Annotated in this window: 26 protein-coding genes and 1 pseudogene; 13 read left to right on the top strand and 14 right to left on the bottom strand. The window is 76.8% G+C overall.

Annotation, left to right across the window (positions count from 1 at the left end; genetic code table 11):
• Nucleotides 1–44 precede the first annotated feature (44 nt).
• The gene (locus tag BLP29_RS12925; RefSeq protein ID WP_243469933.1) at nt 45–1,151 is read right to left on the bottom strand and encodes an alpha/beta fold hydrolase; all 1,107 of its coding nucleotides are present in this window, start codon (nt 1,149–1,151) and stop codon (nt 45–47) included.
• Between the two features lie 81 nt (nt 1,152–1,232).
• On the opposite strand from BLP29_RS12925, the gene BLP29_RS12920 reads away from it, so the two are divergent.
• Nucleotides 1,233–1,895 carry a TetR/AcrR family transcriptional regulator gene (locus BLP29_RS12920; protein ID WP_092805108.1) on the top strand — a complete coding sequence of 221 codons (663 nt, stop codon included), beginning with the start codon at nt 1,233–1,235 and terminating at the stop codon, nt 1,893–1,895.
• Nucleotides 1,896–2,002: 107 nt separating this feature from the next.
• A complete protein-coding gene (locus tag BLP29_RS12915) occupies nt 2,003–2,236 on the top strand; it encodes a DUF3107 domain-containing protein (protein WP_092805106.1) in 234 nt (77 codons plus the stop codon).
• Nucleotides 2,237–2,402: 166 nt separating this feature from the next.
• Here BLP29_RS12915 and BLP29_RS12910 read toward each other — a convergent pair whose 3' ends face one another.
• Nucleotides 2,403–3,059 carry a ferritin-like fold-containing protein gene (locus BLP29_RS12910; protein ID WP_207798479.1) on the bottom strand — a complete coding sequence of 219 codons (657 nt, stop codon included), beginning with the start codon at nt 3,057–3,059 and terminating at the stop codon, nt 2,403–2,405.
• 451 nt (nt 3,060–3,510) lie between these two features.
• Here BLP29_RS12910 and BLP29_RS12905 point away from each other — a divergent pair, with 451 nt between their 5' ends.
• The 4 genes from BLP29_RS12905 to BLP29_RS12890 are packed head-to-tail and all read left to right on the top strand — an operon-like array spanning nt 3,511 to nt 8,018.
• The gene (locus BLP29_RS12905; protein ID WP_092805102.1) at nt 3,511–5,079 is read left to right on the top strand and encodes a DEAD/DEAH box helicase; all 1,569 of its coding nucleotides are present in this window, start codon (nt 3,511–3,513) and stop codon (nt 5,077–5,079) included.
• Between the two features lie 34 nt (nt 5,080–5,113).
• Nucleotides 5,114–6,253, top strand: a complete 1,140-nt coding sequence (locus BLP29_RS12900) for an outer membrane protein assembly factor BamB family protein (protein ID WP_243469932.1) — start codon at nt 5,114–5,116, stop codon at nt 6,251–6,253.
• A 38-nt stretch (nt 6,254–6,291) separates the two neighbouring features.
• Entirely contained in the window at nt 6,292–7,188 is an 897-nt protein-coding gene (locus BLP29_RS12895; protein ID WP_092805100.1) for an alpha/beta fold hydrolase, read from the top strand.
• Complete coding sequence (locus tag BLP29_RS12890; protein WP_092805098.1) at nt 7,185–8,018, top strand: oxygenase MpaB family protein; 834 nt, start codon at nt 7,185–7,187, stop codon at nt 8,016–8,018. The genes BLP29_RS12895 and BLP29_RS12890 overlap by 4 nt, the downstream gene beginning before the upstream one ends.
• Nucleotides 8,019–8,254: 236 nt before the next feature.
• Here BLP29_RS12890 and BLP29_RS21910 read toward each other — a convergent pair.
• The 5 genes and pseudogenes from BLP29_RS21910 to BLP29_RS12870 form a co-directional block, all read right to left on the bottom strand.
• A pseudogene (locus tag BLP29_RS21910) lies at nt 8,255–8,458 on the bottom strand (PD-(D/E)XK nuclease family protein); the annotation flags it as partial.
• A gap of 115 nt (nt 8,459–8,573) precedes the next feature.
• On the bottom strand, nt 8,574–9,431 hold the full coding sequence (locus BLP29_RS12880) for a PHP domain-containing protein (protein WP_092805096.1): 858 nt from the start codon (nt 9,429–9,431) through the stop codon (nt 8,574–8,576).
• Nucleotides 9,432–9,457: 26 nt separating this feature from the next.
• Nucleotides 9,458–10,120, bottom strand: coding sequence for a PH domain-containing protein (locus tag BLP29_RS12875; protein ID WP_092805094.1), 663 nt, complete (start codon nt 10,118–10,120; stop codon nt 9,458–9,460).
• A 25-nt stretch (nt 10,121–10,145) separates the two neighbouring features.
• Nucleotides 10,146–10,304, bottom strand: coding sequence for a hypothetical protein (locus BLP29_RS21050; protein ID WP_165839379.1), 159 nt, complete (start codon nt 10,302–10,304; stop codon nt 10,146–10,148).
• Nucleotides 10,305–10,436: 132 nt separating this feature from the next.
• Nucleotides 10,437–11,057 carry a DUF6758 family protein gene (locus BLP29_RS12870; RefSeq protein WP_092805092.1) on the bottom strand — a complete coding sequence of 207 codons (621 nt, stop codon included), beginning with the start codon at nt 11,055–11,057 and terminating at the stop codon, nt 10,437–10,439.
• A gap of 63 nt (nt 11,058–11,120) precedes the next feature.
• Between BLP29_RS12870 and BLP29_RS12865 the strand changes: the two genes are divergently transcribed.
• On the top strand, nt 11,121–11,516 hold the full coding sequence (locus BLP29_RS12865) for an NUDIX domain-containing protein (RefSeq protein ID WP_207798478.1): 396 nt from the start codon (nt 11,121–11,123) through the stop codon (nt 11,514–11,516).
• A 28-nt stretch (nt 11,517–11,544) separates the two neighbouring features.
• Here BLP29_RS12865 and BLP29_RS12860 read toward each other — a convergent pair whose 3' ends face one another.
• Complete coding sequence (locus BLP29_RS12860; RefSeq protein ID WP_341537344.1) at nt 11,545–12,105, bottom strand: MaoC family dehydratase; 561 nt, start codon at nt 12,103–12,105, stop codon at nt 11,545–11,547.
• A 29-nt stretch (nt 12,106–12,134) separates the two neighbouring features.
• Here BLP29_RS12860 and BLP29_RS12855 point away from each other — a divergent pair, with 29 nt between their 5' ends.
• Both BLP29_RS12855 and BLP29_RS12850 read left to right on the top strand, forming a co-directional pair.
• Nucleotides 12,135–12,623: a hypothetical protein gene (locus BLP29_RS12855; protein WP_092805088.1), complete on the top strand. Its 489-nt coding sequence runs from the start codon at nt 12,135–12,137 to the stop codon at nt 12,621–12,623.
• Nucleotides 12,620–13,564: an MFS transporter permease gene (locus tag BLP29_RS12850; RefSeq protein WP_243469930.1), complete on the top strand. Its 945-nt coding sequence runs from the start codon at nt 12,620–12,622 to the stop codon at nt 13,562–13,564. The genes BLP29_RS12855 and BLP29_RS12850 overlap by 4 nt, the downstream gene beginning before the upstream one ends.
• Nucleotides 13,565–13,570: 6 nt before the next feature.
• On the opposite strand, the gene BLP29_RS12845 is transcribed toward BLP29_RS12850, so the two are convergent.
• The gene (locus BLP29_RS12845; protein ID WP_092805086.1) at nt 13,571–13,864 is read right to left on the bottom strand and encodes a WXG100 family type VII secretion target; all 294 of its coding nucleotides are present in this window, start codon (nt 13,862–13,864) and stop codon (nt 13,571–13,573) included.
• 152 nt (nt 13,865–14,016) lie between these two features.
• On the opposite strand from BLP29_RS12845, the gene BLP29_RS12840 reads away from it, so the two are divergent.
• On the top strand, nt 14,017–18,024 hold the full coding sequence (locus BLP29_RS12840; RefSeq protein WP_092805084.1) for an FtsK/SpoIIIE domain-containing protein: 4,008 nt from the start codon (nt 14,017–14,019) through the stop codon (nt 18,022–18,024).
• A 3-nt stretch (nt 18,025–18,027) separates the two neighbouring features.
• Here BLP29_RS12840 and BLP29_RS12835 read toward each other — a convergent pair whose 3' ends face one another.
• From BLP29_RS12835 to BLP29_RS12820, 4 genes are read right to left on the bottom strand one after another with little or no spacing between them, the layout of a single operon-like run.
• Nucleotides 18,028–18,528, bottom strand: a complete 501-nt coding sequence (locus tag BLP29_RS12835; protein ID WP_092805592.1) for a DUF6912 family protein — start codon at nt 18,526–18,528, stop codon at nt 18,028–18,030.
• Between the two features lie 10 nt (nt 18,529–18,538).
• Entirely contained in the window at nt 18,539–19,999 is a 1,461-nt protein-coding gene (locus BLP29_RS12830; RefSeq protein ID WP_092805081.1) for a WS/DGAT/MGAT family O-acyltransferase, read from the bottom strand.
• A gap of 41 nt (nt 20,000–20,040) precedes the next feature.
• On the bottom strand, nt 20,041–21,321 hold the full coding sequence (locus BLP29_RS12825) for a CpaE/TadZ family protein (protein WP_092805079.1): 1,281 nt from the start codon (nt 21,319–21,321) through the stop codon (nt 20,041–20,043).
• On the bottom strand, nt 21,321–22,073 hold the full coding sequence (locus BLP29_RS12820; protein ID WP_092805077.1) for an SAF domain-containing protein: 753 nt from the start codon (nt 22,071–22,073) through the stop codon (nt 21,321–21,323). Before BLP29_RS12820 ends, BLP29_RS12825 begins: the two co-directional genes overlap by 1 nt.
• A 197-nt stretch (nt 22,074–22,270) precedes the next feature.
• On the opposite strand from BLP29_RS12820, the gene BLP29_RS12815 reads away from it, so the two are divergent.
• A complete protein-coding gene (locus BLP29_RS12815) occupies nt 22,271–22,516 on the top strand; it encodes a helix-turn-helix domain-containing protein (protein WP_092805075.1) in 246 nt (81 codons plus the stop codon).
• 27 nt (nt 22,517–22,543) lie between these two features.
• On the opposite strand, the gene BLP29_RS12810 is transcribed toward BLP29_RS12815, so the two are convergent.
• Nucleotides 22,544–23,113 (bottom strand): hypothetical protein, encoded by a 570-nt coding sequence (locus BLP29_RS12810; protein ID WP_092805073.1) that lies wholly within the window; start codon nt 23,111–23,113, stop codon nt 22,544–22,546.
• 90 nt (nt 23,114–23,203) lie between these two features.
• On the opposite strand from BLP29_RS12810, the gene BLP29_RS12805 reads away from it, so the two are divergent.
• Nucleotides 23,204–23,938 carry a hypothetical protein gene (locus BLP29_RS12805; RefSeq protein ID WP_092805071.1) on the top strand — a complete coding sequence of 245 codons (735 nt, stop codon included), beginning with the start codon at nt 23,204–23,206 and terminating at the stop codon, nt 23,936–23,938.
• Between the two features lie 240 nt (nt 23,939–24,178).
• Entirely contained in the window at nt 24,179–24,610 is a 432-nt protein-coding gene (locus tag BLP29_RS12800; RefSeq protein ID WP_243469929.1) for an Rv3235 family protein, read from the top strand.
• Nucleotides 24,611–24,640 lie beyond the last annotated feature (30 nt).

Here is a 24,640-nt window from a genome sequence, read left to right as displayed (position 1 = left end):
CCGCGCGGTCGGCGGGGTCCGGACGGGTCACACGTCCCAGGTTCTCACGCCGGTGCGGGGCCGCCGTCGTGGTCGGGCCCGGCCGAGGACGTGTCGGACCGTCCCGTCGCACCCGTCGCACCCGTCCCGTCGAGGAGTCCGGAGCCGGTCTCCTCCAGCATCGCCAGCACCGCCCGCGCGGTGTCCTCGGGTGCCTCCATCATCGCGACGTGGCCGATGCCGGCCTGCACCTGCAGCCGGGCGTCGGGCAGCGCCGTCGCCAGGCGCGGGGCCAGCCGCGGGTCGACCAGCTTGTCGCGGTCGCCCCAGACGACCAGCGCGGGGGCCGTGACGGAGCGGGCCGCCCGCCAGGCGTTGGCCCGCCCCACGCGCAGGTAGGAGGTCATGAGGCCGCGCATGCTGCGGGTCAGCGCCCGACCGGACCAGCTCTGCCCGTCGCGCAGCCGCATCTCCTCCACGGCCTCGGCCAAGCGCTCCGGCGGCACCCGCGCGGGGTCGCCGAAGCACATCTCCAGGGTCATCCGCACGCGGTCCTCCGGCGCACCGAGCCGCACGCGCTTCTCGGCCAGGGCCGGCACGCCGGGCACGAGCAGCAGGGCGATCGCCCGGTCGAACGCCGGCGGCACCCGGTACACCGGCATGGCCGGGGAGATCAGGGTGAGGGTCGCCACGAGGTCGGGACGGCGGACGGCGACGAGCAGGCTGACCAGGCCGCCGAGGGAGTTGCCCAGCAGGTGCACCGGCTGGTCCCGACCGGGTCCGGGGCGGGCGGCGACGTCGGCCAGCACCGCCTCGACCGCCTGCACGTGACGGGCGATGGAGTAGCGGCCGTGCGGCGGCGGCGCCGAGCGGCCGAAGCCGGGCAGGTCCACCGCGAAGCCCTCGAGCCGGCCGGACAGCAGGGCGGCGAGGTCGGTCCAGTTCGTGGAGGCCCCGCCGAGGCCGTGCACGTAGAGGGCGCGGGCCCCTTCGTCGGCACCGGTGCGGGGCGTGTGCCGCAGGAACACGGTGCCGCCGTCGGCGGGCACCTGCTCCCCGGGCCACGCCGGCACCGGGGACGGGAGGTCCGGCAGGTCGGCGGCGGAGCGCCCCGCCGGGCGCACGCCACCGGGCGCGGTCGCCGTCACCGGGGCCGGTCGGACGTCGGGCACCCGCGCGACGGTAGACCACCTCCCCGCCCGGCGACCGCCCGGCGACCCGGGGGCGAACTCGCCGGTAACATCTGCCGGGCCATGCAGCCTCCCCGACCGCCCGCGCCCCTCGACGCACCCGGCCGCCGCCCCTCCCGCCTGCCGCGGGGCGCCCGCCGGCTCCAGCTGCTGCGCGCGGCGCAGGAGGTGTTCGTCGCCCAGGGCTTCCACGCCGCGGCCATGGACGACATCGCCGTGGCCGCCGGGGTCAGCAAGCCGGTGCTGTACCAGCACTTCCCCGGCAAGCGCGAGCTGTACCTGGCGCTGCTCGAGCAGCAGGTCGGCGAGCTCACCGAGCGCATGCGCGAGGCGATGAGCGGTACCGACGACAACCGCACCCGGGTCGACGGCGCGGTCGGGGCCTACTTCGACTTCGTCGACGCCGACGGCGAGGCGTTCCGGCTGGTGTTCGAGTCCGACCTGCGCAACGACGAGGAGGTCCGCCGCATCGTCGACGAGGGCACGCGGGGCTGCGTCGAGGCCATCGCCGAGGTGATCGCCGCCGACACCGGGGTCGACCAGGAACGCGCCCTGCTGCTGGCCTCGGGCATGACCGGGCTGGCCGAGACCAGCGCGCGCTGGTGGCTGCCGCGCAAGGGCACCGTGTCCCGGGACGAGGCCGTGGCGCTGATGAGCTCGCTGTCCTGGCGGGGCATCTCGGGCTTCCCGCGGCTGGGCGACGCCGACCACCCGACCCGCTCCTGAGCCGTTCGCGCTCAGCGCACCTCGGCGGGCCACCGACCCGCCCCGGCTGGACTAGCGTCGGGGGCAGCAGCCAGAGCGGCCGCCAGACCTGAGGAGGCATCTCCAGCGTGGAAGTCAAGATCGGTGTTCAGCACTCCCCCCGCGAGCTGGTCATCGACAGCCCGAACACCCCCGACGAGATCGCGGCCGAGGTCTCCAAGGCCATGACCGGCTCGAAGGACGGCCTGCTCACCCTGGTCGACGAGCGCGGGCGCCGCATCGTCGTCCCCACCGACCGGATCGCCTACGTCGAGATCGCCGAGGCCGACACCCGGCGCGTCGGCTTCATCGCCGGGCCGTGACATCGCGATCCTCCGGATCGCACCGCGGCCAGGTGCCGTTCCCCTGATGTGCTGAGCGTGTCCGAGGTCCGGTGGGAGGAGGTCTCCGACCCCCGTCCCGCCGGACCTCCCTACCTCGTGGTGGTCGGGTTCTCCTACCTGCCACTCCCGTGCGGGAGCTACCTCATCAGCCGGCCAGGCCCAGCGCGCTCATCCGCTCGCCGTGCGCCGTGGTCAGGCGGGTGAGCAGGTCGGCGATGCCGTTGAGGTCGCCGGTGCCGGTGATCAGCAGGTCGGCCAGGCCGTCGCGCTCGGCGATGACGGCCTGCGACTGGGTCAGCGCCTCGCCCACCAGTCGCCGGGCCCACAGGGCCAGACGCCCGCCGACCCGCCGGTCCGCCGCGATCGCGGCCCGTACCTCCCGGACGGCGAACTGCGCGTGCCCGCTGTCGGCCAGGGTCTCCAGCACCAGGGTGCGGTCGGGCTCGGGCAGGAACGCGGCGACCTCGCGGTAGAAGTCCGTCGCCAGCCCGTCCCCGACGTAGGCCTTGACCAGCCCCTCCAGCCAGGTGCTGGCACGGGTGGAGTCGTGGAAGGCGTCCAGCGGCCGCACGAAGGGGGCCATGGCGCGGGCCGGCTCGACGTCGAGCTCGCGCAGCCGGTCGCACAGCCGCTGGTGGTGGCCGATCTCCGCGGCGGCCATGCGGGCCAGGGCCGCGTGCCCCTCCAGCGTGGGGGCCAACCGGGCGTCCTCGGCCAGCCGGTCGAAGGCGGTCAGCTCCGCGTAGGCCAGCACCCCCAGCAGGTCCACGACCGCCGGTTCCACCGTGTTGAGCGCGCTCACGCGGGTGCCTCCTCGACTGCGCGGGTCCGCTCCCGGGCGGGCGCGGGTGACCCGCACCGCAGCGCGGGGCCGGGTCGGACCGTATCCCGAGGTAGGATGGCCGCGGCGAGCCGCACGGCTCGCTCTCCGTGTGCGCTGATGACCGCTGGACGACGCCCGTCGGAACCCCGCCCGTGACGGCGGCGGCACCACGGTCGGTCCCCGGGCCTGTCTGCCCCACGACGCCCGGTCTGCTGGCCGCGTCGGCGCTGGATCGAAGAAGACGACCGGGCCGCAGCGCGTCGGCACACGACGCCGCAGCGGTCCCCTCCGGACCGAGGCGAGAGCACTGACCACCACAGAGCACACCCCGAACGACACCCCGCAGACCCCCGAGGTCGACCACGCCGAGTCGGGGGCACCCGCCCCCGAGCAGCTCGAGCAGCAGATCGACGAGCTCGGCGGCGCCCCCGTGCCCCCCGACGCGCCGTTGTTCAGCGACTTCGACGTGCACCCCGACATCATCGCGTCGCTGGCCGACGTCGGGATCACCCGCACGTTCGCCATCCAGGAGCTCACGCTCCCCCTCGCCCTGAGCGGCAACGACCTCATCGGCCAGGCGCGCACCGGCACCGGCAAGACGCTGGGCTTCGGCGTCCCGCTGCTGCAGCGGGTCACGCCGCCGTCCGAGGGCGCCGACGGCGTCCCGCAGGCGCTGGTCGTCGTCCCCACCCGCGAGCTGTGCGTGCAGGTCTCCCGCGACCTCGCCGCCGCCGGTGCCCGCCGCGGGATCCGGGTGCACGCGATCTACGGCGGCCGCGCCTTCGAGCCGCAGATCGCGGCGCTGCAGGCCGGCGTCGAGGTGGTCGTCGGCACCCCCGGCCGGCTGCTCGACCTGGCCCAGCGCGGTGACCTGATCCTGGGCAAGGTCGGCGGCCTGGTGCTCGACGAGGCCGACGAGATGCTCGACCTGGGCTTCCTGCCCGACATCGAGCGCATCCTCGCCATGGTCCCGACCAAGCGGCAGACCATGCTGTTCTCGGCCACCATGCCGGGGCCGATCGTGACGCTGTCGCGGTCGTTCATGTCGCAGCCGACCCACATCCGGGCGCACGGCAACGACGAGGGCTCCACGGTCCCGCAGACCACCCAGTTCATCTACCGGGCGCACAACCTGGACAAGCCCGAGCTGCTCTCGCGCGTGCTGCAGTCCCGCGACCGCGGCCTGGTCATGGTCTTCTGCCGCACCAAGCGCACGGCGCAGAAGGTGTCCGACGAGCTGGTCGACCGCGGGTTCGCCGCCGCCGCCGTGCACGGCGACCTGGGCCAGGGCGCCCGCGAGCAGGCACTGCGCGCCTTCCGGGCCGGCAAGGTCGACGTCCTGGTCGCCACCGACGTCGCCGCCCGCGGCATCGACGTCACGGGCGTCAGCCACGTCGTCAACTACCAGTGCCCCGAGGACGAGAAGACCTACGTGCACCGCATCGGCCGCACCGGCCGCGCGGGCAGCACCGGCGTCGCCGTCACGCTGGTCGACTGGGACGACATCCCCCGCTGGCAGCTGATCAACAAGGCGCTCGACCTCGACTTCGCCGACCCGCCGGAGACGTACTCGACCTCCCCGTGGGTCTACACCGACCTCGACGTGCCGACGACGGCCACCGGGCGGCTCCCCCGCGCCCAGCGCACCCGCGAGGGCCTGGACGCCGAGTCGCTGGAGGACCTCGGCGAGACCGGCAAGCGCCAGCGCACCGGTGACCGCGGCGGCGACCGTGGCGGCCGCTCCGGCGGGTCGGGCCCGGGCCGCGAGGCGCCGGCGGAGGAGACCCCCGCGGCCGGTCCGCGCAAGAGCCGGCCGCGCCGGCGCACCCGGGGCAACGGCGAGGCCGCGGCGGGTGCCGCAGCCGCTGCCGAGGGCGACTCGACGGCCGGGGCGGCCGCCGAGGGTGCACCGGCCGAGGGCGGGGCTCCCCGGCCGCGCCGTCGCCGTCGCCGCGGGGGCGCCGGGCGCTCAGGAGGCGGCGAGACCGCCGCCTCCTGACCACCCCACCCGGACGGTCGGGCACCATCTGGGCGTGAGCCCCGTGCACCGTCCCCCCGTCCGGGTCCTGGTGTGGACGGCGGTCACCCTCGTGGTGGTCGTCGTCGCCGTCCTGGCCTGGCGCAGCTCCGACGCCGCGGCGACCTCGAGCACCACCGCCGCGGCGCCCGCGCCGGCCACGGGGTCGCCGGCCGCGCAGCTCAGCGAGGCGTGGTCGACCAGCACCGACGGCCCGACGACCGGGGACGTGGTCGCCGACGCACGCGTGCTGCGCACCTCGACCGACGGCGTGGCCCTGCTCGACCCGGCCACCGGCACCGAGGCCTGGCACTACACCCGCGCCGGTGCACGGCTGTGCGGGGCGACGACGGTCGACCAGCTGGTCGTCGTGCTGTTCTCCACCGGCGGTCGGTGCAACGAGCTCACCGCGCTGCGCGCCGGCACCGGTGAGCGGCTCTGGTACCGGTCGGTGGGCTTCCGCGCCGACGCCACCCTGACCAGCACCGACCGCGTCGTCCTCGCGGTGAGCCCCACGGGCCTGGCCACCGTCGACCCCACCGGCAACAACCTGCGCTGGCACCAGGCCGCCCCCGAGGGCTGCCGGTTCACCGCCGCCGCGGCCGGCAGCACCGGTGTCGCCGCCCTGCAGCAGTGCGGCGACCAGCTGCAGGCCGTGCTCCTCGACGGGTTCGCCGGCACCCAGCGCTGGGTCGTCGACCTCGGCGCCGGTCCGGCACGCCTGGCCGGCGCCGACGGGTTCGTCGGAGTCGTCGTCGGCGACGAGCTGCGCTCCCTCGCCCCGGCCGACGGCACCCTGCTGGGCAGCACGGCGCTGCCCGCCGACCCCGACCCCGACGGCCCGGTCCTGGAGGTCGGGCTGGACGCCACGACGCTGGTGTGGGCGCGCGGCACCGTCCTCGCCCTCGACGCCGGCACGGGGGCACTGCGCTGGTCGGTCGCCGCGTCCGGGCTGCCCGCCGCCGGTGACGCCAAGGCCGCGCCGGCCACCGTGCTCGTCCCCGAGGACGGCGCGCTCGTGCGACGCGACGCCGTCACCGGCGCCGAGGTGTCCCGGTCCACCCTCCCCGGCGCCCTCCCCGCCGGCGCCCGCACGGCCGTGGTCGGCGACGTCGTGGTCGTCTCCTCCCCCGGACGGATCACCGCCCACCGCTGACCGGCGGACGCCCAGCTGCTCGGGGCACACTGGGGCGCATGCTCCCTGGCGGCTCCGAGAACAGCGCTCCCGACGACCTCCGGCAGCTCACCCCGCACCGGGCGGCCACCGTCACCTTCCCCGGCGGCACCGGACCGCTCGCCGCCCTGGACACCGGACCGGCAGCCCGCGGCACGGTCCTGCTGGTGCCCGGCTACACCGGGTCCAAGGAGGACTTCGCCCCGCTGCTGGACCCGGTCGCCGACGCCGGGTGGCGCGCGGTGGCCATCGACCAGCGCGGCCAGTACCGCTCCCCCGGCCCCGAGGACCCGGGCGCCTACACCGTCGCCGAGCTGGCCGCCGACGTCCTGGCCGTGGCCGACGAGCTGCGCGGCGACGGCCCGGTGCACCTGCTGGGGCACAGCTTCGGCGGCCTGGTGACCCGGGGTGCCGTGCTGGCCGACCCCGGTGCGTTCGCCTCGCTGACCCTGCTGGGCAGCGGTCCGGTCGGGCTCACCGGGCCGCGCGCCGAGCTGCTGGACCACCTCGCCCCGCTGCTGGCCGCCGGCGGCGTGCCGCTGGTGCACGAGACGCTGGAGCGGCTGGCCCTGACCGACCCGCGCACCCAGGAGGTGCCCGCCCCGGTGCGGGCGTTCCTGGCCGAGCGCTTCCTGGCCAACGCCGCCGCCGGGCTGACCGGCATGGGCGAGGCCATGACCGGCGAGCCCGACCGGGTCGCCGACCTGGCCGCCACCGGGGTGCCGGTGCTGGTCGCGCACGGGGTCGACGACGACGCCTGGAGCCCGGCGGCGCAGGAGGACATGGCGCACCGGCTCGGCGCGCACCACGAGGTCATCGCCGGGGCGGTACACTCCCCGGCCATCGAGCAGCCTGCGGTCACCGTCGCCGTGCTCACCAGCTTCTGGGCGAGCGTGCCGGCCGGGGTGGACGCATGAGCGGCCCCACCGTCACGGAGGACCGCGACGGCTTCTTCGGGCCCGACTCGGTGACCTGGCGGATCCACGGGGACCCCAGCTTCTCCGTCGGCGGGATCCGGGCGCTGCTGCTGCAGGCCCTGCACCCCGTGGCGATGGGCGGGGTGCACCGGTTCTCCGACGGCTTCCGCGACGAGCCGTGGGCCCGGCTCACCCGCACCGCCGAGTACGTCGCCACGCTCACCTTCGGCACCCGGCGGGAGGCGCTGCGCGCCGTCCGGCGGGTGCGCGGGGCGCACCGCGGCAAGTCCGACACCGAGCCGACCACCGGCCGGGCGTACTCGGTCGACGACCCCGACCTGCTGCTGTGGGTGCACGCCTGCGAGGTCGACTCGCTGCTGTCGGTGGCCCGCCGTTCGGGGATGCAGCTCACCCAGGACGACGCCGACCGGTACGTGCGCGAGCAGGTCGTCGCTGCCGAGCTGGTCGGGTGCACCCCCGGGACCGTGCCGACCACCGTCGCCGAGCTGGCCGCCTACTTCCGGCGGGTGCGGCCGCAGCTCGCCCTGACCGAGCCGGCCCGGCTGGCGGCCCGCTTCGTCCTGGTCCCGCCGATGCCGGGCTGGGTGCAGGTGCTCACCCCGGCGCGCCCCGCGTGGGCCGGGCTGGCCTCGCTGGGTCTGGCCACGCTGCCCCGGTGGGCGCGGTCGATGTACGGGCTGCCCGGCCTCGCGCTCACCGAGCCGGCCACGACGGCCGCGGTGCGGGCCTTCCGCACCACCGCGCTGGCGGTGCCCCCGCGCATCCGGGAGAACCCGACCCTGCGGGCGGCCCGCCTCCGGGTGGCCTGACGGACGTCGACGCCCCCCGGGCGACGCTCCGCGCCGACCGGGTCCCTGCGTCGAGGCCGTAGGTCACGTCGGGAGGAAGGACCAGGGCTCGCGGGCGGGAGCTGCCGCCTGGCCGGTGCGGCAGGACCGGCGGAAGTCGCACCAGCCGCACTGCTGCCCCGGCGCCGGCGGGAAGGGCTCGTCGTGGGCACGTACTCGTCGAGCCACCCGGCCGCCCGCGCGCGCCACGCGGCCGACTGCTCGGCGTCGGCGAAGCCGGTGTCCGACCAGTGCCCGTACAGCAGCTGGCGCGCCGCCCGCGGCGCGCGCTCCTGCACCGGCAGCTCCCACCACGACCGCAGGGCGGCGTGCACCGCCGACCCGACCGTGTTGTGCGCCCAGGGCGGGCCCTCCGGCGGGGTGGGCCGCTCGAGGTAGGAGAACCGGTAGCGGCGGGGCAGTCGGAGTACGTGGCCAGCTTGCTCGGCGTGGCCGGGAACAGCCGCCGCGGCATGCCGGGCATCTCCAGCTGGGCTCCGGTCACGGCAGGCACCGCGACCCGGGGGTCCGACGGCCTCAGCCGGCCGTCGGTGCGCTGCCCGTACCGGCCGCCAGCAGCCGCTCGTACTCGGCCGGGTGCGTGGTGCACGCCGCGATGGGCGTCTGCTTGTTGCTGCCGTGGTAGTCGCTGGACCCGGTGGTGAGCAGGCCCAGGTCACCGGCCAGCCCCCGCAGGTGGTCTCGGTCGGCGGGGGCGTGGTCGGGGTGGTCGACCTCCAGCCCCAGCAGTCCCGCCGTCGCCATGGCGGCCAACGCGGCGTCCCCCACCACCCGGCCCCGGGACCGCGCCAGGCCGTGGGCGAAGACCGGCACCCCGCCGGCGGCCCGCACCAGGGCGATCCCCTCGAGGACGTCGGTGTCGGCCTTGACGACGTAGTAGGGGCTGGTGTGGTGCAGGGGGCCGGCGAAGGCGGCGTCCACCGACGCCACCACGCCGGCCTCGACCAGGGCCCGGGCGACGTGCGGTCGGCCGACCACGCCGCCGCGGCTGCGCTCGACGATCGCGGCCCACGAGACCGGGTGGCCGTCGGCGGCCAGCGCGTCGACCATCCGCTCGCCCCGGGTCAGGCGCTCGGCCCGCAGCCGGGCCCGTTCGGCGGTGAGCTCGGGGGCCGCGGGGTCGAACAGGTAGGCCAGCAGGTGCACGCTGATCGGGGGCTCGTCGGCGGGGAACCAGCGGCAGGACAGCTCCATCCCCGGCACCAGCGTCAGGCCCGGGGGGCAGGCGGCGCGGGCGGCGTCCCAGCCGTCGGTGGTGTCGTGGTCGGTCAGCGCCACGACGTCCAGCCCGGTCGCGGCGGCCGCCGCGACGAGCTCGGCCGGGGTGTCGGTGCCGTCGGAGACCGACGAGTGCGTGTGCAGGTCGATGCGCATCGGCCCCCAGCCTGCCCGACGTCGGCTCAGCGCGGGCGGGGGTAGCGGCTGCGGAACCCCGGGATGGGGCCGGTGGGGTGCCGACCGTCCCCCGTGGGGGCGGGGCGCCGGACGACCGTGGCGCGCCCGACGAGCGGGGATCCGTCCTCGTCCTCACCACCACCACCGCGCGACCCGGCGTCGCTGGGGAACAGCAGTTCGCTGATGTCGTCGTAGATCTTCTTGGCGTCGGGCAGGTAGGTGATCTGGGAGAGCGCCTGGTCCTGCCCGGCGGACTCGAACCGGAAGCCCCCGTAGCCGAGCAGCTGCCCGACGAGGGTCTCCTGGTAGGTGAGGTCGGTGATGCGGCGCAGGGGCATCACCGCCACCTTGCGCACGACCACCCCTGAGGTGAGCAGCACGCGGCGCTTGGTGACCAGGAAGTGCCGGATCCACCACTCGGCGACCGCCAGACCCAGGTAGCCGAGCGCGCCCAGCGCGATGACCAGGCCGAGCACGACGGTGACGCGGTTGCCGGGGTCCAGCGCCAGCACCCACACGCCGAGGACGAGGACGGGGACGCCGCGCACCCCGGGGCGCACGAGCGCAGCCCAGTGACGCCGCTGGTTGACCACCGCGGTCTCCCCCGGGAGCAGGTAGCGCCCGGCGTCGCGCCCCAGCGGCGCCCCCGGTGCCCGCGCCCCCGTCATGCCCGCGCTGCCGTGCTCGAGCAGGTCAGAACAGCGAACCGACGAAGGTGGACAGCTGGCCCGCGGCGTCGGCGAGGGCCGTGCCGGTGGTGCGGACGATGTCGGCGGACCGCTCGGGCTGCGAGATCACGTAGAACAGCACGAACGCGACGACGACGAAGCCGAGGAGCTTCTTGACGTTCACCCGACACCTCCTCCTCGAGAGCCTGGGACGGGACCGCACGGACCCCGCGCGGCCGGGGAGGACCGCAGTCACATGGGTAACACGGGTCGCACGCGTCACGGCCGCGACACGCGGGGTCGGCGCGACCGCACTTCAGTCGCCGGGCAGCAGGTGCTCACCCGGCGGCCCCAGCGGGAGGTCCGGGGGCACCCGGTCCCGCAGGTCGGTGAGCACGAGGTCCTCGGCCAGCAGCCACGCCGCGGTGGCCGGCCACGTGACCAGCCACAGCCAGACCCCGTACGCCTCGCCCACGAAGGCCGACCGGTCCTCCCTCGTCGGCACCGACCACAGCGGTGCGCGCTGGCCGGCCGCCTGCACCGCCGCTGCCGACGCACCGCCCACCAGGTCGCCGGGGTCCACCCACGGCAGGCCGGCGTACCCCGCTCCCAACCCGGTGCCCGGCTCCTCGGCCACGAGCACCAGCTCGGCCTGGCCACCCAGCGGCGCCGGGCCCGAGCAGCCGACCACGATGCCCCGTGCGCCGGGCTCCCCGCCCCAGGCCGCCCCGGTGACCGACCACCCGGCCGGCATGGGGTCGGGCACCCAGGCCGGGACCCGGGAGTCCAGGCACACCGCGGACAGGGTGTCGTGGTCCAGGACGGCGGTGTGGTGCAGCGGCGTGACCGCCGCGTGCAGGTGGCACCAGGCCTCGTCGGACCCCGGGCGCACCACGAGGTCCGCACCGCACCGAGGACACACCGGACCGACGTTCATCCCGCCCACCGTCGCGGCCCGGGACCGCTCCTGTCAACGCCACCGGCCGCTACCGTCGGCGCCGTGACCGGGTTGGTGGCGTGCGTGGGCGGGGTGGTGCACGACCCCGCCGGCCGCCTGCTGCTGGTCCGCCGTGCGCACGACCCGGACCGGGGCAGCTGGTCGGTGCCCGGCGGTCGGGTCGAGCCCGGTGAGGACGACGCGACCGCCGTCGTGCGGGAGGTGCTGGAGGAGACCGGCCTGCACGTGGTGGCCGGGCGGGTCCTGGTGCCCGCCGGGGCGCCGCGGTACGAGGTCGTCGACCTGGTGTGCGAGCTCGTGGGCACGGCGGCGACCCCGGTGGCCGGCGACGACGCCGAGGCAGCGGCGTTCGTCGACCGGGCCACGCTGGCCACCCTGCGCTGCACGCCGGGGCTGGTGCCCACCCTCGGCGGGTGGGACCTGCTGCCCCGCTGCTGACGTGCGCCGGGGTCGCGGACGGCCCGGATCAGGGGCGGCGCGGCTCGGGGCGGCCGGGCTGCTCGCCGCCGCGGGCGTCGCCGTAGGACCGCTTGGGCACCATCACCTTGCGCCGGAAGACGCAGACGACCGTGCCGTCCTGCTTGTAGCCGATGGTCTCGACGTGGACGACCCCGCGGTCGTCCTTGGAGCGGGACTCCGTCTTGTCGAGCACGGTGGTCTCGCCGTAGATCGTGTCGCCGTGGAAGGTCGGGGCGATGTGCCTGAGCGACTCGACCTCGAGGTTGGCGATGGCCTTGCCGCTGACGTCGGCGACGCTCATGCCCAGCAGCAGCGAGTAGACGTAGTTGCCGACCACGACGTTCTTGCCGAAGTCGGTGGTCTCCCCCGCGTAGTGGGCGTCCATGTGCAGTGGGTGGTGGTTCATGGTGATGAGGCAGAAGAGGTGGTCGTCGTACTCGGTGACCGTCTTCCCGGGCCAGTGCTTGTAGACCGCCCCGACCTCGAACTCCTCGTAGTACCGGCCGAACTGCACGGATGCGCTCCTGTCGTCGTTGACCTGGTGTTCTGCCGGCCGGTCAACGGCCAGCAGCGCGTCGGCGATCCTACGATGGGTCCGTGCCCCTGCTGACCGCGACCGATGCCGAGGCCGGGCAGGAGGTCGAACGGCTGACCCCGGCCGGCCGGCGGGCCCGGCTCGCCGCCGCCTGCGTCGTGCTCGTCCTGCTGCTGGCCGGCAGCGTCTGGGGCGACGACTCCGAGTTCCCGTTCGGCCCCTTCCGCATGTACTCCACCCGCGCCGACCCCGACGCCCCGGTCGTCTCGACCCGGGTGGTCGGCGTGACCGCCGCGGGCGAGGAGGTGCGCCTGTCCGGGGGCGAGGTGGGTCTGCGGCGAGCCGAGTTCGAGGGCCAGCTGCCCCGGCTGGTCGACGACCCCTCGCTGCTCGGCCTGGTCGCCGAGTCCTACGAGTCGCGGCACCCCTCGGCCCCGGAGCTGGTGCGGGTCGAGGTCGTGCAGCGGCACTTCGACCTCTCCGGCGGGCAGCAGACCGGCACCTACACCGACGAGGTGCTCGTCTCCTACGAGCTGGACGGTGCCGCGTGAGCGCCCCGCCGACCGGGCGACCGGAGACCGCAGCAGCGGTGCCGCTGACCCCGCGGTGGTGGTTCCGCCCGGTGCCGCTGGCCCGCATCGCGGTCTTCCGGGTGATCGCCTACCTGTTCGTCCCCGTCGACGTCTTCCTCACCACCGCGTGGGTGAAGGCGCACGCCGACGTCCCCACGGCCTTCTACCAACCGTTGGCCATCGGTCGCCTCCTGCACCTGCCCACCCCCACCCACACGGTCGTCCTGGTGGTGCAGTGGGCCCTGGTGGTGGCCGCGGTCGCCGCGGCGACCGGGCGGGCCCCCCGACTGCTCGGCTGGGCCGTCTTCCTCCTGTACGCGGAGTGGATGGTCATCGCGATGAGCTACGGCAAGGTCGACCACGACCGCATCGCCTACCTCGTGGCCCTGGCGGTGCTGCCCACCATCGGCCGGGCCCGGTGGCGCGACCGGCGGTCGTCGGAGGCCGCCGGCTTCGCCACCGCCGCCGTGCTGGTCACGGTCATGCTGACCTACTTCCTGGCGGCCTGGGCCAAGATGCGCTTCGGCGGCTGGGACTGGGCAACCGGGGCCACCCTGACCCGCGCGGTGGTGCGCCGGGGCACCGAGCTGTCGCTGTGGACCCTCGACGTCGCCTGGCTGCTGCCCGCCGCGCAGTGGGTGATGCTGGTGTTCGAGTTCGCCTCACCGCTGATCCTGCTGGTGCGCAGCGACCGGGCGAGGGTCTGGCTGGTGGCGTTCCTGCTCGGCTTCCACGTGATGGTCTACGCCGGCGTCGGCATCATCTTCCTGCCGCACTGCATCGCCATCCTGTCGGTCCTCCCGTGGGAGCGGCTGCGTCGGCCCCGGGCCGACGCCGCCCCGCCCGCCGAGACGGCCGTCGACCGGGCCGCACCCGCGCCGGCCGCCGCCCCGTACCGGGACGGCGACCCGCCGGGCTGAGGCGGCTCAGACCAGGGCGCCGATGCGTGCGGCCATCTCGGCCTCGTGCTGCTGGTAGGCGGTGCCCACGTCGGTGAGCAGGTCCCCCATCCCCGCCAATGCCTGGCTGACGCCCTGGCTGCTGGCCCGCCACTGGTCGTACAGCCGACGGAACTCCAGCGCCGCGGAGCTGTCGGACCAGCCGTCGGTGACGCCGGTGTCGATGCCGGCGGACAACGTGCCCAACCGGGACGTCTGCTCCGCGGCCTCCCCCCGGCACTGGGCGGCCATGGCCTGCAGGGTGGCGATGTCGACCTTCACGGTTCCTCCTCCGTCCGGGCCCGTCCCGGTCGAGCGGGGACGGTAGGGCGCGACCGCGACGTCTCGCTGCTCGTCGTCCACAGGCGGCCCCGCCGTCCACAGATCTGCGCGGACCCTGCCGACGACGGGCGCCGGCGGGCACCCTGCGGCCCGTGACCGATGCCTGGCCGCCGCCCTCCGCGGCCCGCTGCTGGACCCTGGACGACGGGTCGGGGCCGGTCGACGTCGAGGTGCACGCCACGGAGGGGACCACCCTGGGCCGGGTCCGGGCAGCGCTCGCCGCCGCGGGTCTCCCGGCCGGCCCGTTGTGGTCCGGCGCGGACCCGCTGGCCGACTCGCTCCCCCTGCACGACCCCCGGCTGCGCCACGGGGCACGGCTGGGTTCCGACCGCCCGGGGCTCCGGCAGCCCGGGGACGGCGGTGCGCTCGAGCTCCAGGTCTGCGCGGGGCCCGGTGCCGGCCGGCGCCATGCCCTGGCGCACGGCCGGTCGACGGTGGGGCGCGGCCCGACCGACGGGGCCCACGCCCGGGGGCACCTCCCCCTGCCCGACCCCGGGGTGTCCCGCACCCACCTCGAGGTCACCGTCGACGGGCCGTCGGTGACGGTGCGCGACCCGGGCTCGGCCAACGGCACCCGCTGGCTGGTCGCCGGGTCGGTCGGCGACCCCGTCGGCGACCAGCCGCAGCCCTGGCCGCTGGGCGCCGTCCTGCGGCTGGGGTCGACGTCGCTGCGGCTGACGGTGCCCAGCGGTCCGGCGCGGACGGTCAGGTCCGTCCCTGGTGGACGCCTGCAGCTGGAGGGCCTCCGAGCCGGCGCGACCCCTGCGGACGAGGCGTGCACCGACGCACCGGGAGGCAGGACGGCGGTGGGCGAGGTCGTGGTCGCCGTCCCGGACGACCCGCCCGACCCGCCCCGCCGGCCCCCGGCCTGGGTGGCGGTCGCGCTGCCCGCCCTGGCCGGAGGAGCGCTGGCCGTGGTGCTGGGCTCGCCGCACTTCCTGCTCGTGGCCCTGCTGGGCCCCCTCGTGGCCCTCGGCACCTGGGTCTCGGACCGCTGGTCCGGTCGTCGGGGGCACCGTCGCCGACGCGCCGAGCACGAGCTGGCCCTGGTCGAGGTCGCCGAGCAGGTCAGCGCCGCCGTCGGCGCGGAGACCGCGCAGCGCGAACGCGCCGCCCCCGACCCCGCCGTGCTCACCGGGGCCGCCCACCGGCGCACCGCGCCGCTGTGGGGCGCGGCCGCCACGACGACCACGGTGCGCCTGGGCAGCGGTCCGGGAGCGACCCGGGTCGTCCGCGGCGCGGGCCCGCCGCTGGCGGTCGACCTGCACCCGGTGACCCTGGACCTGTCCGGGCCGGCCGGGGTCGGCCCGGACCTCGTCGTGCGCGGGCCGCGCGACGCCGTCCTCGGGGTGCTGCGGTCGGTGCTCTGCCAGCTGGTCACCCTGCACCCGCCCGGGCGGTGGGCGCTCACCGTGCTCGCCCCGCCCGCGGCCCTCGACGCGTGGGCGTGGACCCGCTGGCTGCCGCACTGCGCCGTGGCCCCGTCACCGGGCGCCGGGCCCGTGCCCCGGCACGTCGTCGTGCTCGACGGGGAACCCCACGGACCAGCCCGGGCCTGGTTGCACCGCGCCCGCGCCGAGGGGGCGGTCGTGGTGACCACCCGGAACGAGGGGGCGGCCGGGGCCGCGGTGCTCGACGTCGTGGGCGAGACCGGGGCGCACGGTCGACTGGCCGTCCCCGGGCTGCCCACGCGGACCGTCGAGCTCGACCTGGTCGACCGCGACGTCGCCGAGCAGCTGGCCGTGGACCTGGCTCCCCTGACCGTGCCCGGCGGGCCGGCGGGGCTCCCGGACCGGGTGCGCTGGCGCGACCTGGTCGCCGGGCGGGCCACGACGTGGTCGCGGTCCCGCCGACGGCTCACCACCGTCCTCGGGGTCGGAGTGGACGGCCCGGTCGAGCTGGACCTCTGCGCGGTCGGCCCGCACGTGCTCGTGGCCGGGACGACCGGGGCCGGCAAGTCCGAGCTGCTGCGCACCCTGGTGCTCGGCCTGGCCCGGGCCCACCCACCCGACCGCTGCAGCTTCCTGCTCGTGGACTACAAGGGCGGGGCGGCCTTCGCCGACTGCGCCGACCTGCCGCACACGGTCGGGGTGCTGACCGACCTCGACGGCGCGGCCACCGCCCGGGCGCTGCAGTCCCTGGTCGCCGAGCTGACCCGCCGCGAGAGGCTGCTGGCCGACCACGGCGCCCGCGACCTCGCCGACCTCCCCGACACCGTGCTGCTCCCGCGGTTGGTCATCGTCGTCGACGAGTTCGCCACCCTGGGCGACGAGCTGCCCGGGTTCGTCCCCGGCCTGGTCGGCATCGCCCAGCGCGGCCGGTCCCTGGGCGTCCACCTGGTGCTGGCCACCCAACGGCCGTCGGGCAGCGTCGGTCCCGAGATCCGGGCCAACTGCACGGTGCGGCTGTGCCTGCGCACGACCGACGAGACGGGCTCGCGCGACGTCATCGGGGTGCCCGACGCCGCGCGGCTCCCGGTCGACCGACCCGGACGCGCACTGCTGCGGGTGGGGGCCGGCGCCCCGGCGCTGCTCCAGGTGGCCCAGGTGGGGGAAGCAGCCCCGCAGCCCACCACGGACGGGACGCCGGTCCTGGTCCGGCGGCGCACCTGGCCCGCCTCCCCCGCCGTGCCCGCGGCCCCCGGGGCGGACACCGGGGCGGGCGACGGCGACACCGACCTCTCCCTCGAGGTGGCCCGCCTGCGCCGCCTCGCCGTGCCCCTGCCCGCTCCTCCGCGACCGTGGTTGCCGCCGTTGCCCGACCGGGTCGCACCGGCGCCGGCCACCGACCGGGACCCGCCGGCGGTGCTGCGCTGGGGCCTCGTCGACCACCCCGGACGGCAGTCCCAGGAGCCGCTGCTGGTCGACCTCGCCGCGGGTGGTGGGTGGCTGGTGGTGGGCGGCCCCGGCAGCGGGCGCACCACCGCCCTGCGCACCCTGCTGGCCGCGGCCACGACCCGGCTGCGCCCCGACCAGCTGCACGTGCACGTCCTCGACCACGCCGGGGGCGCGCTGGTCGGCCTCGCCCAGGGGCTCCCGCACACCGGCACCGCGGTCGCCCGGGGCGACGGCCACCGGCTTCACCGCCTGCTCGTGCGGCTCCAGCACGAGGTCGACCGGCGCCGCAGCGCCCCGGGCCCGCACCCGCACCTGCTGGTCCTGGTCGACGGCCTCGAGGCGGTCGCCGACGCCGCCGAGGAGGTGCTGCCCGGCGTGGGGGCCGCGACGCTGCTGCGGGTGCTCCGCGAGGGCGCCGCGGTGGGTCTGACCGCCGTCCTCACCGCCGACCGGGTGCTGCCGGGCAGCCGGTTGGCCGGGGCCGCCGGGCACCGCGTCGTACTGCCCCTCCCCGACCGGGCGGACTACCCCCTGGCCGGGGTGCCCGCCGCCCTCGTCCCGGGCCACCGGCCGCCCGGGCGTGGGCTGCTGGGGCCCGACGCGGTGCAGGTGCAGCTCGCACTGCCCGGCCCGCTGCCCGGGTCGGCGCGGGCCACGGTGCCCGGGCGGGTCGAGGTGGTGGAGCTGCCCGCGGACCCGCCGCCCTGCGCGCCCGGACCCCCCGGGCAGGTCGCTCTGGGGCCGGGCGGGGACGACGGGGCGCCGGTGCTGCTGGACCTCCGGCGGTGCGGGGGTCTGCTGGTGGCCGGTCCGCCGGGCAGCGGGCGCAGCTGCACCCTCGCCGCCCTCGCCGCGCGGTTGACCGAGGCCGGCACGCCCGTGCTCCAGGTGGCACCGGGAGCGCCCACCGCTGCGGTGCTCGAGCGACTCGATGCGTGGGGACCCGAGGGCGGCGTGGTGCTCGCCGACGACCTCGGCCGGCTCCCCGACCCGGTGCTCGACGCCCTCGCCTCGGTCACCGGCCCCGGCGCGCCCGCGGTGCTGGTCGCGGCCGCCTCCGCCGCCGACGTCGGGTCCGCGTTCCGTGGTCCGGGCCCGGCACTGCGCCGCAACCGCACCGCGCTGCTGCTGCAGCCGGCCCGCGGTGACGCCGAGCTGCTCGGCATGCGGCTGCCCCGCGACCCCCTGCCGACCCGACCCGGCGCGGGCTGGCTGGTCACGCCGGGCGTCGTGGTGCGCGTGCAGGTCTCCCGACGACGGTGACGCTCAGAGCAGGTCGAGCACCGGTCCGATCTCCTGCGTGGCGTACCAGGCCAGCTCGTGGCCCTCCGCCTGGTCGACCACGAACTGGGCGTCCTCGCTCCCGAGGTCGGCCTCCAGCACCACACGCACGGCTGCGGCCACGTCGGTCTCGGCGTCGGCCACGTCGACGTGCGCACTGGCGACCTCGGCCAGCGTCAGGTCGACGCCGGCCCGCGCCGCACCGCGGTCGGTGTCGGGGTCACCGAGCGGGGTGACGGCGTCGTCGGGCAGGTCGGCGGCCAGCACCACCCGTCGCCGGGCGGCCACCGGGTCGACGTCCAGCAGCCGCAGGCTGGCCCGCGCCGCGGCCGACATCGCGGCGTACTCGAGCTCCTCCTCGTCGCCCTCGTCGTAGAAGTCCCGCACCTCGGGCGTCACGGCGAACACGGTGAGCGGACCGGTCAGCCGGCCCTCGTCGAGCAGCTGGCGCAGGACGGTCGTGGTGGCCGGCAGGTACACGCGCATCCGCCCAGTGTCACGCACCCGGCGCGGCACCGGGGCCGCGGCCCCGCCGGGGCTGCTCCGAGCCACCGGTGGTCTCGACGAGGTCGGCGACCTCCTGCTCGATGAGGTCGGCGAGCACGTCGACGTCGCTGACCGAGTCGCGGTCGGCGTTGAGCCCGAAGTAGACGGTGCCGTCGTAGCTCGTCAGCCCGATCGCCAGCCCCTGCCCGCGCGCCAGCGGCACCACCGGGAACACCTCGAGCATGCGGGCGCCCGAGGCGTAGAGCGGGACCTGCGGACCCGGCACGTTGGTGACCACCAGGTTGAACAGCCGCCGGGACAGCCCGCTGGCAGCCCGGGCGCCGAGGGCGTGCAGGGTGGGCGGCGCGAACCCCGAGAGCGCGACGAGGGCGTCGGCGCCGACCGACTGGCTGCCGTGGGCCGCCCCGCGCATGGCGTAGCCGATGCGGGCGACGCGGACCCGCGGGTTGGGCTCACCGACCGGGAGGTCCAGCAGCAACGAGGACACGACCGTGCCGGCCGGGCCGTCGTCCTCGGCGGCGTCCTCCGGCCGGACCGACACCGGCACCAGCGCCCGGACCGACGTGGACCCCACCACCGGCTCGCCGCGCGAGAGCAGCCATTCGCGGAGGGCGCCGGTGACCGTCGCGAGCAGGACGTCGTTGACCGTGCCTCCCAGCTCCCGGCGCACGGCCTTGAGCTGGTCGAGGTCGGCGCGGGCCACGGCCACCCGGCGCTGCCGGCCGATCGACCCGTTGAGCGGGCTCGTCGGCGCCGGGCGGACGGCGGTGCGGGCCAGCGCGGTGAGCAGCGACCCCGCGGTGCCGGCCAGACGCCCGGCGGTGGCCCGCAGGTCCCCGGTGGCGGTGCGGACGGTGTCCAGCACGGCCGTGGGCCGCTGGACCACCTCCTCCACGGCCTCCCACACCAGCGCGACCGGACCGGGCGGGCGGCGGGGCCGCCAGTCGTCGGGGGGCGCCGGGCGGTCGGCCGGCACCGGGGCGTCGTCGAGGATGACCTGCCCGATGTCGATGGCGGTGAGGCCGTCGACCAGGGCCGGGTGGGTCTTGGTGACCACGGCGATGCGGTCGTCGGCCAGCCCCTCGACCAGGTACATCTCCCACAGCGGCCGGGCGTGGTCCAGCGGCCGCGCGGTCAACCGCGCCACCAGGTCGAGCAGCTGCGCCTCGGTGCCCGGTCGCGGCAGCGCCGAACGCCGCACGTGGTAGGTGACGTCGAAGTCGGGGTCGTCCACCCAGGCGGGGTTCGCCAGGTGCCCGGGCACCTCGACGACCTTCTGCCGGAACCGAGGCACGAGGGACAGCCGCGACTGCACCAGGTCGACGAGGTCCTCGTGGTCCAGGCCGCCGCGCGGGGACTCCAGCACGAAGAACCCGGCCACGTGCATCGGCGTGTCCTTGTCCTCCAGGTAGAGGAACGACGCGTCCAGCGAGGTCAGGCGGTCGACCACGGTGCTCCCTCCGTCGCAGGACCCGACCCTAGCCACACCGGTCAGCGACGGCGACGGCTGCGTCCGGGGGCGGGGACGCCGGTCAGCTCGGCGGCCAGTGCGCGCAGGGCCACCCGCAGCGGTGAGCGCTCAGCCACCTCGGCCAGGGTGCGGCCGGCCGCCAGGGCCGCGTCGGTGGCCTTGCGGTCGGCCGGCAGGAAGCCGACGACGCGGGCACCGGCGAAGCGGGTGAGGGCCCCGCCGATCTCCTCGCGCGGGTCGCCGGGCACCGGACCGCGGCGGACCTGGTTGACCAGCACGCCCGGATCGACGTCGGGGAGCACGTCCTGCAGCTGGCCCAGGGCCCGGATGGTGCGCTGCAGGGCGACCGGGTCGGCGCCGCTCACGCAGAGGACCACGTCGGCCTGCTCCAGCACCGTGGTGGTCACCCCGTTGCGCCGGGGCGCCGCGGTGTCGAAGGACAGCTCCTCGTCCTCCTCGACGCAGAAGGCGCAGTCGACCACGGTGAGCGCCGACAGCCGCCGCGCCTGGTCCAGGACCGTCCCGACCGCCTGCGGCCGCAGCTCCGGCCAGCGGTCGGCCCGCGCCAGACCGGTGAGCACCCGCAGCTGAGGCGTGACCGCCCAGGCCAGCCGGGCCAGGCGGGCGACGTCCAGGGTGCCGGCGGTGGCCTGCCGGGCGGCGGCGGCGATGCCCGGTGACTCGTCGAGCAGGCCGAGCACCTGGGCCACCACGCCGCCGTAGACGTCGGCGTCCACGAGGAGGGTGGGGACACCGAGCCGGGCCGCCTCGTCGGCCAGGCCCACCGCCACCGTGGTGCGGCCGGGCGCGCCGGTCGGGCCCCACACGGCCACCACCGTGCCGCGGCCGGCCGGTCGGGCGGTCGGGTCGTCGGGCACGCCGAGGGCCGGCAGCGCCGCGCGCGGGTCACCGACGTCGTGGCCGCCGGGCGCGTCACCGGTCCCCAGCACGGCCTCCCGCAGGGCCGCGGCGATGCGGGCCGCTTCGGTGTCGGCCGGCAGCACGCGGCCCACGCCGAGCTGGTGCAGCCGCTCGACGGCCCGCTCGTCGCCCGGCTCCACCAGCCCGACCACCGCCACCCCGGCCGCGGTCAGCCGGGCCACGGCATCGCCGTCCAGCCGGCGCAGCTCGGCCGACAGCAGCACGGCCTGGCCGGTGCCCGTGGTGGCCGCGGCGAGCAGGTCGCCGACGTCGACGCACCGCCGGACGACGGTCACGCCGTGGTCGGCCCGGTCCAGCGCGCCCACCAGCTCGGACTCCCAGGCGGCCCCGGTGACGGCGGTGAAGACCTGCAGCGCCATCAGCCGGTCGGCCCGGCGGGCGGGGTCGTCGGCGTGCCCGCCGGCACGGTCGGGGTCGCGGGACCGGCGGTGCGTCCGGTGTCGACGCCGTCGCGCACGACGACCACGAGGGCGCGGCCCCCGACCGCGGCCAGGACGGCGGGGACGTCCTCGGCGGGCACCCCGACGACCACCTGGATCGTGGTCGCACTGGTGGACAGCACGCCGTCCCCCCGCCCGGTCACGGCCTGCACGGTGGCCCCGCCGACCACGAGGTCGACGTCCCCGGACACGTCGGTCGCCCCCGCCGCGGGGTCCGCGACGGCGTACACGTCGACCAGCTGCCCGCGGGCCAGCGCGGGCGGTGCGTACCCCGCCTGCACGGGCAGGGCCAGCTGCACGTCCTCCGACGCCGGGTACAGCGCCGAGCGGGGCAGCAGCTCCCCGCCACCCACGGCCCGGCCGAGCACCTGGCCGACGGGGTCGGTGGTGGTGGCGAGGTAGCCACCGGCGGCGTCGTCGAGCCGCACCTGGGCCGCCACCAGGTCGTCGGCGGCCAGCACCGTGCCCGCGGCGAGGTCACCGGTGGCCGACCAGACCGGGACGGTGGCGTCGGCGGCGCTCACGACGCGGGCCCCGATCAGCACCGAGCCCAGCACGAGCAGCACCCCGAACACCAGGCGCAGGTCGAGCCAGCGGGGCGGTCGCACCCGTCGGGGCACGGGCCCCTCGGGCCCGGCGGGTGCCACCGCCGAGGGCGTCCTGGTGCTCATCGCGCTCCCGTTCCTCGACATCGGCTGCCGTTCGTCGCCGCCGGGCCGGTCCGGGCGCGATCAGCTGCAGATGATGGCGTACGCGGACGTTCGCGTGCACTGGTTGTGGACACCTCTGCCTGTGGATCCACCCGACCGGGTCATGCCCGAGGTGCCAGACTGGCTCCCGACCCCCGAAGAGGAGACGACCCACCCCGATGGCCACCCCGCGCTTCCTGACCCTCGACGACGTCGCCGAGACCCTCAACGTCTCGTGGTCCCAGGCCTACGCGCTGGTGCGCCGCAAGGAGCTCATCGCCATCCAGATCGGCGGGCGGGGCCAGTGGCGCGTGGAGCGCGACGAGCTCGAGCGCTTCATCGCCCAGAAGTACGCCGAGGCGCGGGGCGCCACCCCGCCGCCGCTGGAGTCGGCCACGCCCGAGGTCGCCCGCACCGCCGACTGACCGGCCCGGGTCGCGCCCCGCCGGAGCTCACCCGACCGACGGCTCCACCGACACCACGACCGCGACGGCCGCCAGGGCCACCGCACGCACCGAGCGCACCGCTGTCCGCCGCCGCGGTCGGTCGAGGTGGTGCTCGGCCAGCTCCAGGAAGTCCGCGCCCACCCGGTCCACCGTCCCGGTCAGCACCGAGCCGCCCGTCAGCCGGCACTGCACCGCGGCCCGGTCCCGCGCCAACCCGCGCACCGCCCGCCGGAGGTCCCAGGACCGGCCGACGACCCCCTCCTCCTCGGCCGCGGCGGTCGCGACCCCCAGACCGGCGACCGCCTCGAGGGCGTCGAGGGCCACCAGCACCTCCCGGCCCTGGTCGTCCCGCAGCAGCACCCAGTCGACGCCGACGTCGAGCAACCGTCCGCGCACGGGACCGGCCCCGCGGCACTCGAGCACGAGCTCGTGCCCGCCCGACCCGCGCAGCCGGTCGGCCAGCCGCACCGCACCGACGGCGGCCCGGGCCCGTGAGCCCGCCTCCGCCCGCTCCGCGGCGGCCTCCTCGGCCTCGAACGCGGCGTCGAGGTCGGCGAACAGCTGCTCCCAGCGCATGGGCGCACCGTAGTCGAGCCCAGTTCATGCATTTGCTTGCGTTTGATGTGTTCGATCGTGTTAGCGTGCGTTCGAATCCGAGGAGGACACATGACGGTGCGACGGTGGGCAGCCACGACCGCGGTGATGGCGCTGGTCGGCTGGGCGCTCGCCGTCCTGGCGCCGGGCGCGGACGCCGTGACGGCCGCACTCACCGGCCCGCAGCGGGTCGTGGACACCGCCGGGACCGACGCCCTGCTGGTGCCCCTGGTCTGGCTGCTGGCCGCCGCGTGCTGGGTGTGGGGCACGGTCGGTATCGCACTGACCGCCCTGAGCGTGCGCACCGGGCTCGTCGGCCGGGTGGCCGAGGCCCTGCTGGGCGTCGTCCTGCCGGCCGGGCTGCGCCGGGTGGCCGCCGTCGCCGTCGGGGTGTCGCTGGCCACCGTCCCCGTCGTCGCCACCGCCGCGCCGCCGACAACCACCACTGCGAGCACCACCGCGACGGCCAGCCCCGGCGCGGACGGCGGCGGGGCGGACGTCGGCGGCGGGGCGGTCCAGAAGACCGGGCCCACGTCCGCACCGGCCTGGTCCGACGTCGCCCCGGTCCCGCCGGCGGTGCCGGACTGGCCCGCCGCGCCCAGCAGCGGCGAGCACGTCGTGCTCCGCGGTGACTGCCTGTGGGACATCGCGGCCACCTGGTTGGCCGAGCACTCCCCGGCCCAGGTCACCCCGGCAGCGACCGCAGCCGCCGCGGACGCCTGGTGGCGCGCCAACGCCGACGTCATCGGGTCCGACCCCGACCTGCTGCTCCCGGGCCAGGTGCTGCGCGCACCGGCCGCGCCCTGAGACCCCCGCACCCACCGCACCCGAGGAGAGATCCCCATGAGCACCCCGGCCCCGCTGCACCTGGACCCCGCGACCTCGAACCCCGCGACCTCGAACCCCGCGACCTCGAACTCGGCGACCTCGAACCCGGCGACCTCGAACCCAGCGGCCTCGAACCCAGCCGTCCACGAGCGCCCCGCCCCTGGACGGGTCCGACTGCGGCTGGTCCCCACCCCGGGTCCGAGCACGCAGGCGGTCCCGGTGACGCAGCTGGTGCAGCGGGGCGTCCCTGCCCTGCGGCCGGTGCTGGCCCCGGGCCCACGACCCGGCGCGGTGCCGGCCGGCGCCGCCGTGCGGACCGGGGCGCCGTCGCCGGCGGGCCCGCCGGCACCCGTGGCGCACCGGTTGCTGACCATGACGCTCGAGGCGTTCAGCGGGCTGCGGCCACTGGCCCAGCTGCGTGCGGCCTACACGCTGCCGGTGTTCACCGCGATCACCCGCGGCCGCCGTCCCGCGTGGTGCGCAGCCGGCAGCGGCCCCCTGCTGGTCGGCGGTGTCCGGGTGGCCGAGCCGGTGGAGGGCGTCGCCGAGGTGTGCGCGGTGGCCCGGCGCAACGGCCGGGCGCACGCCGTCGCGGCCCGCCTCGAGGTCATCGACGGACGCTGGCGGTGCACGGCCCTGCAGGTGGGTTGAGCGGTGCCCGCGACCGCAGCGGTCGCGGTC

The organism is Klenkia marina, from assembly GCF_900101025.1.
In the GTDB taxonomy this organism is placed as follows: Bacteria; Actinomycetota; Actinomycetes; order Mycobacteriales; family Geodermatophilaceae; genus Klenkia; species Klenkia marina.
Note: the sequence above shows the minus strand (reverse complement) of the source record. Positions and strands in the feature narration are given on the sequence as shown.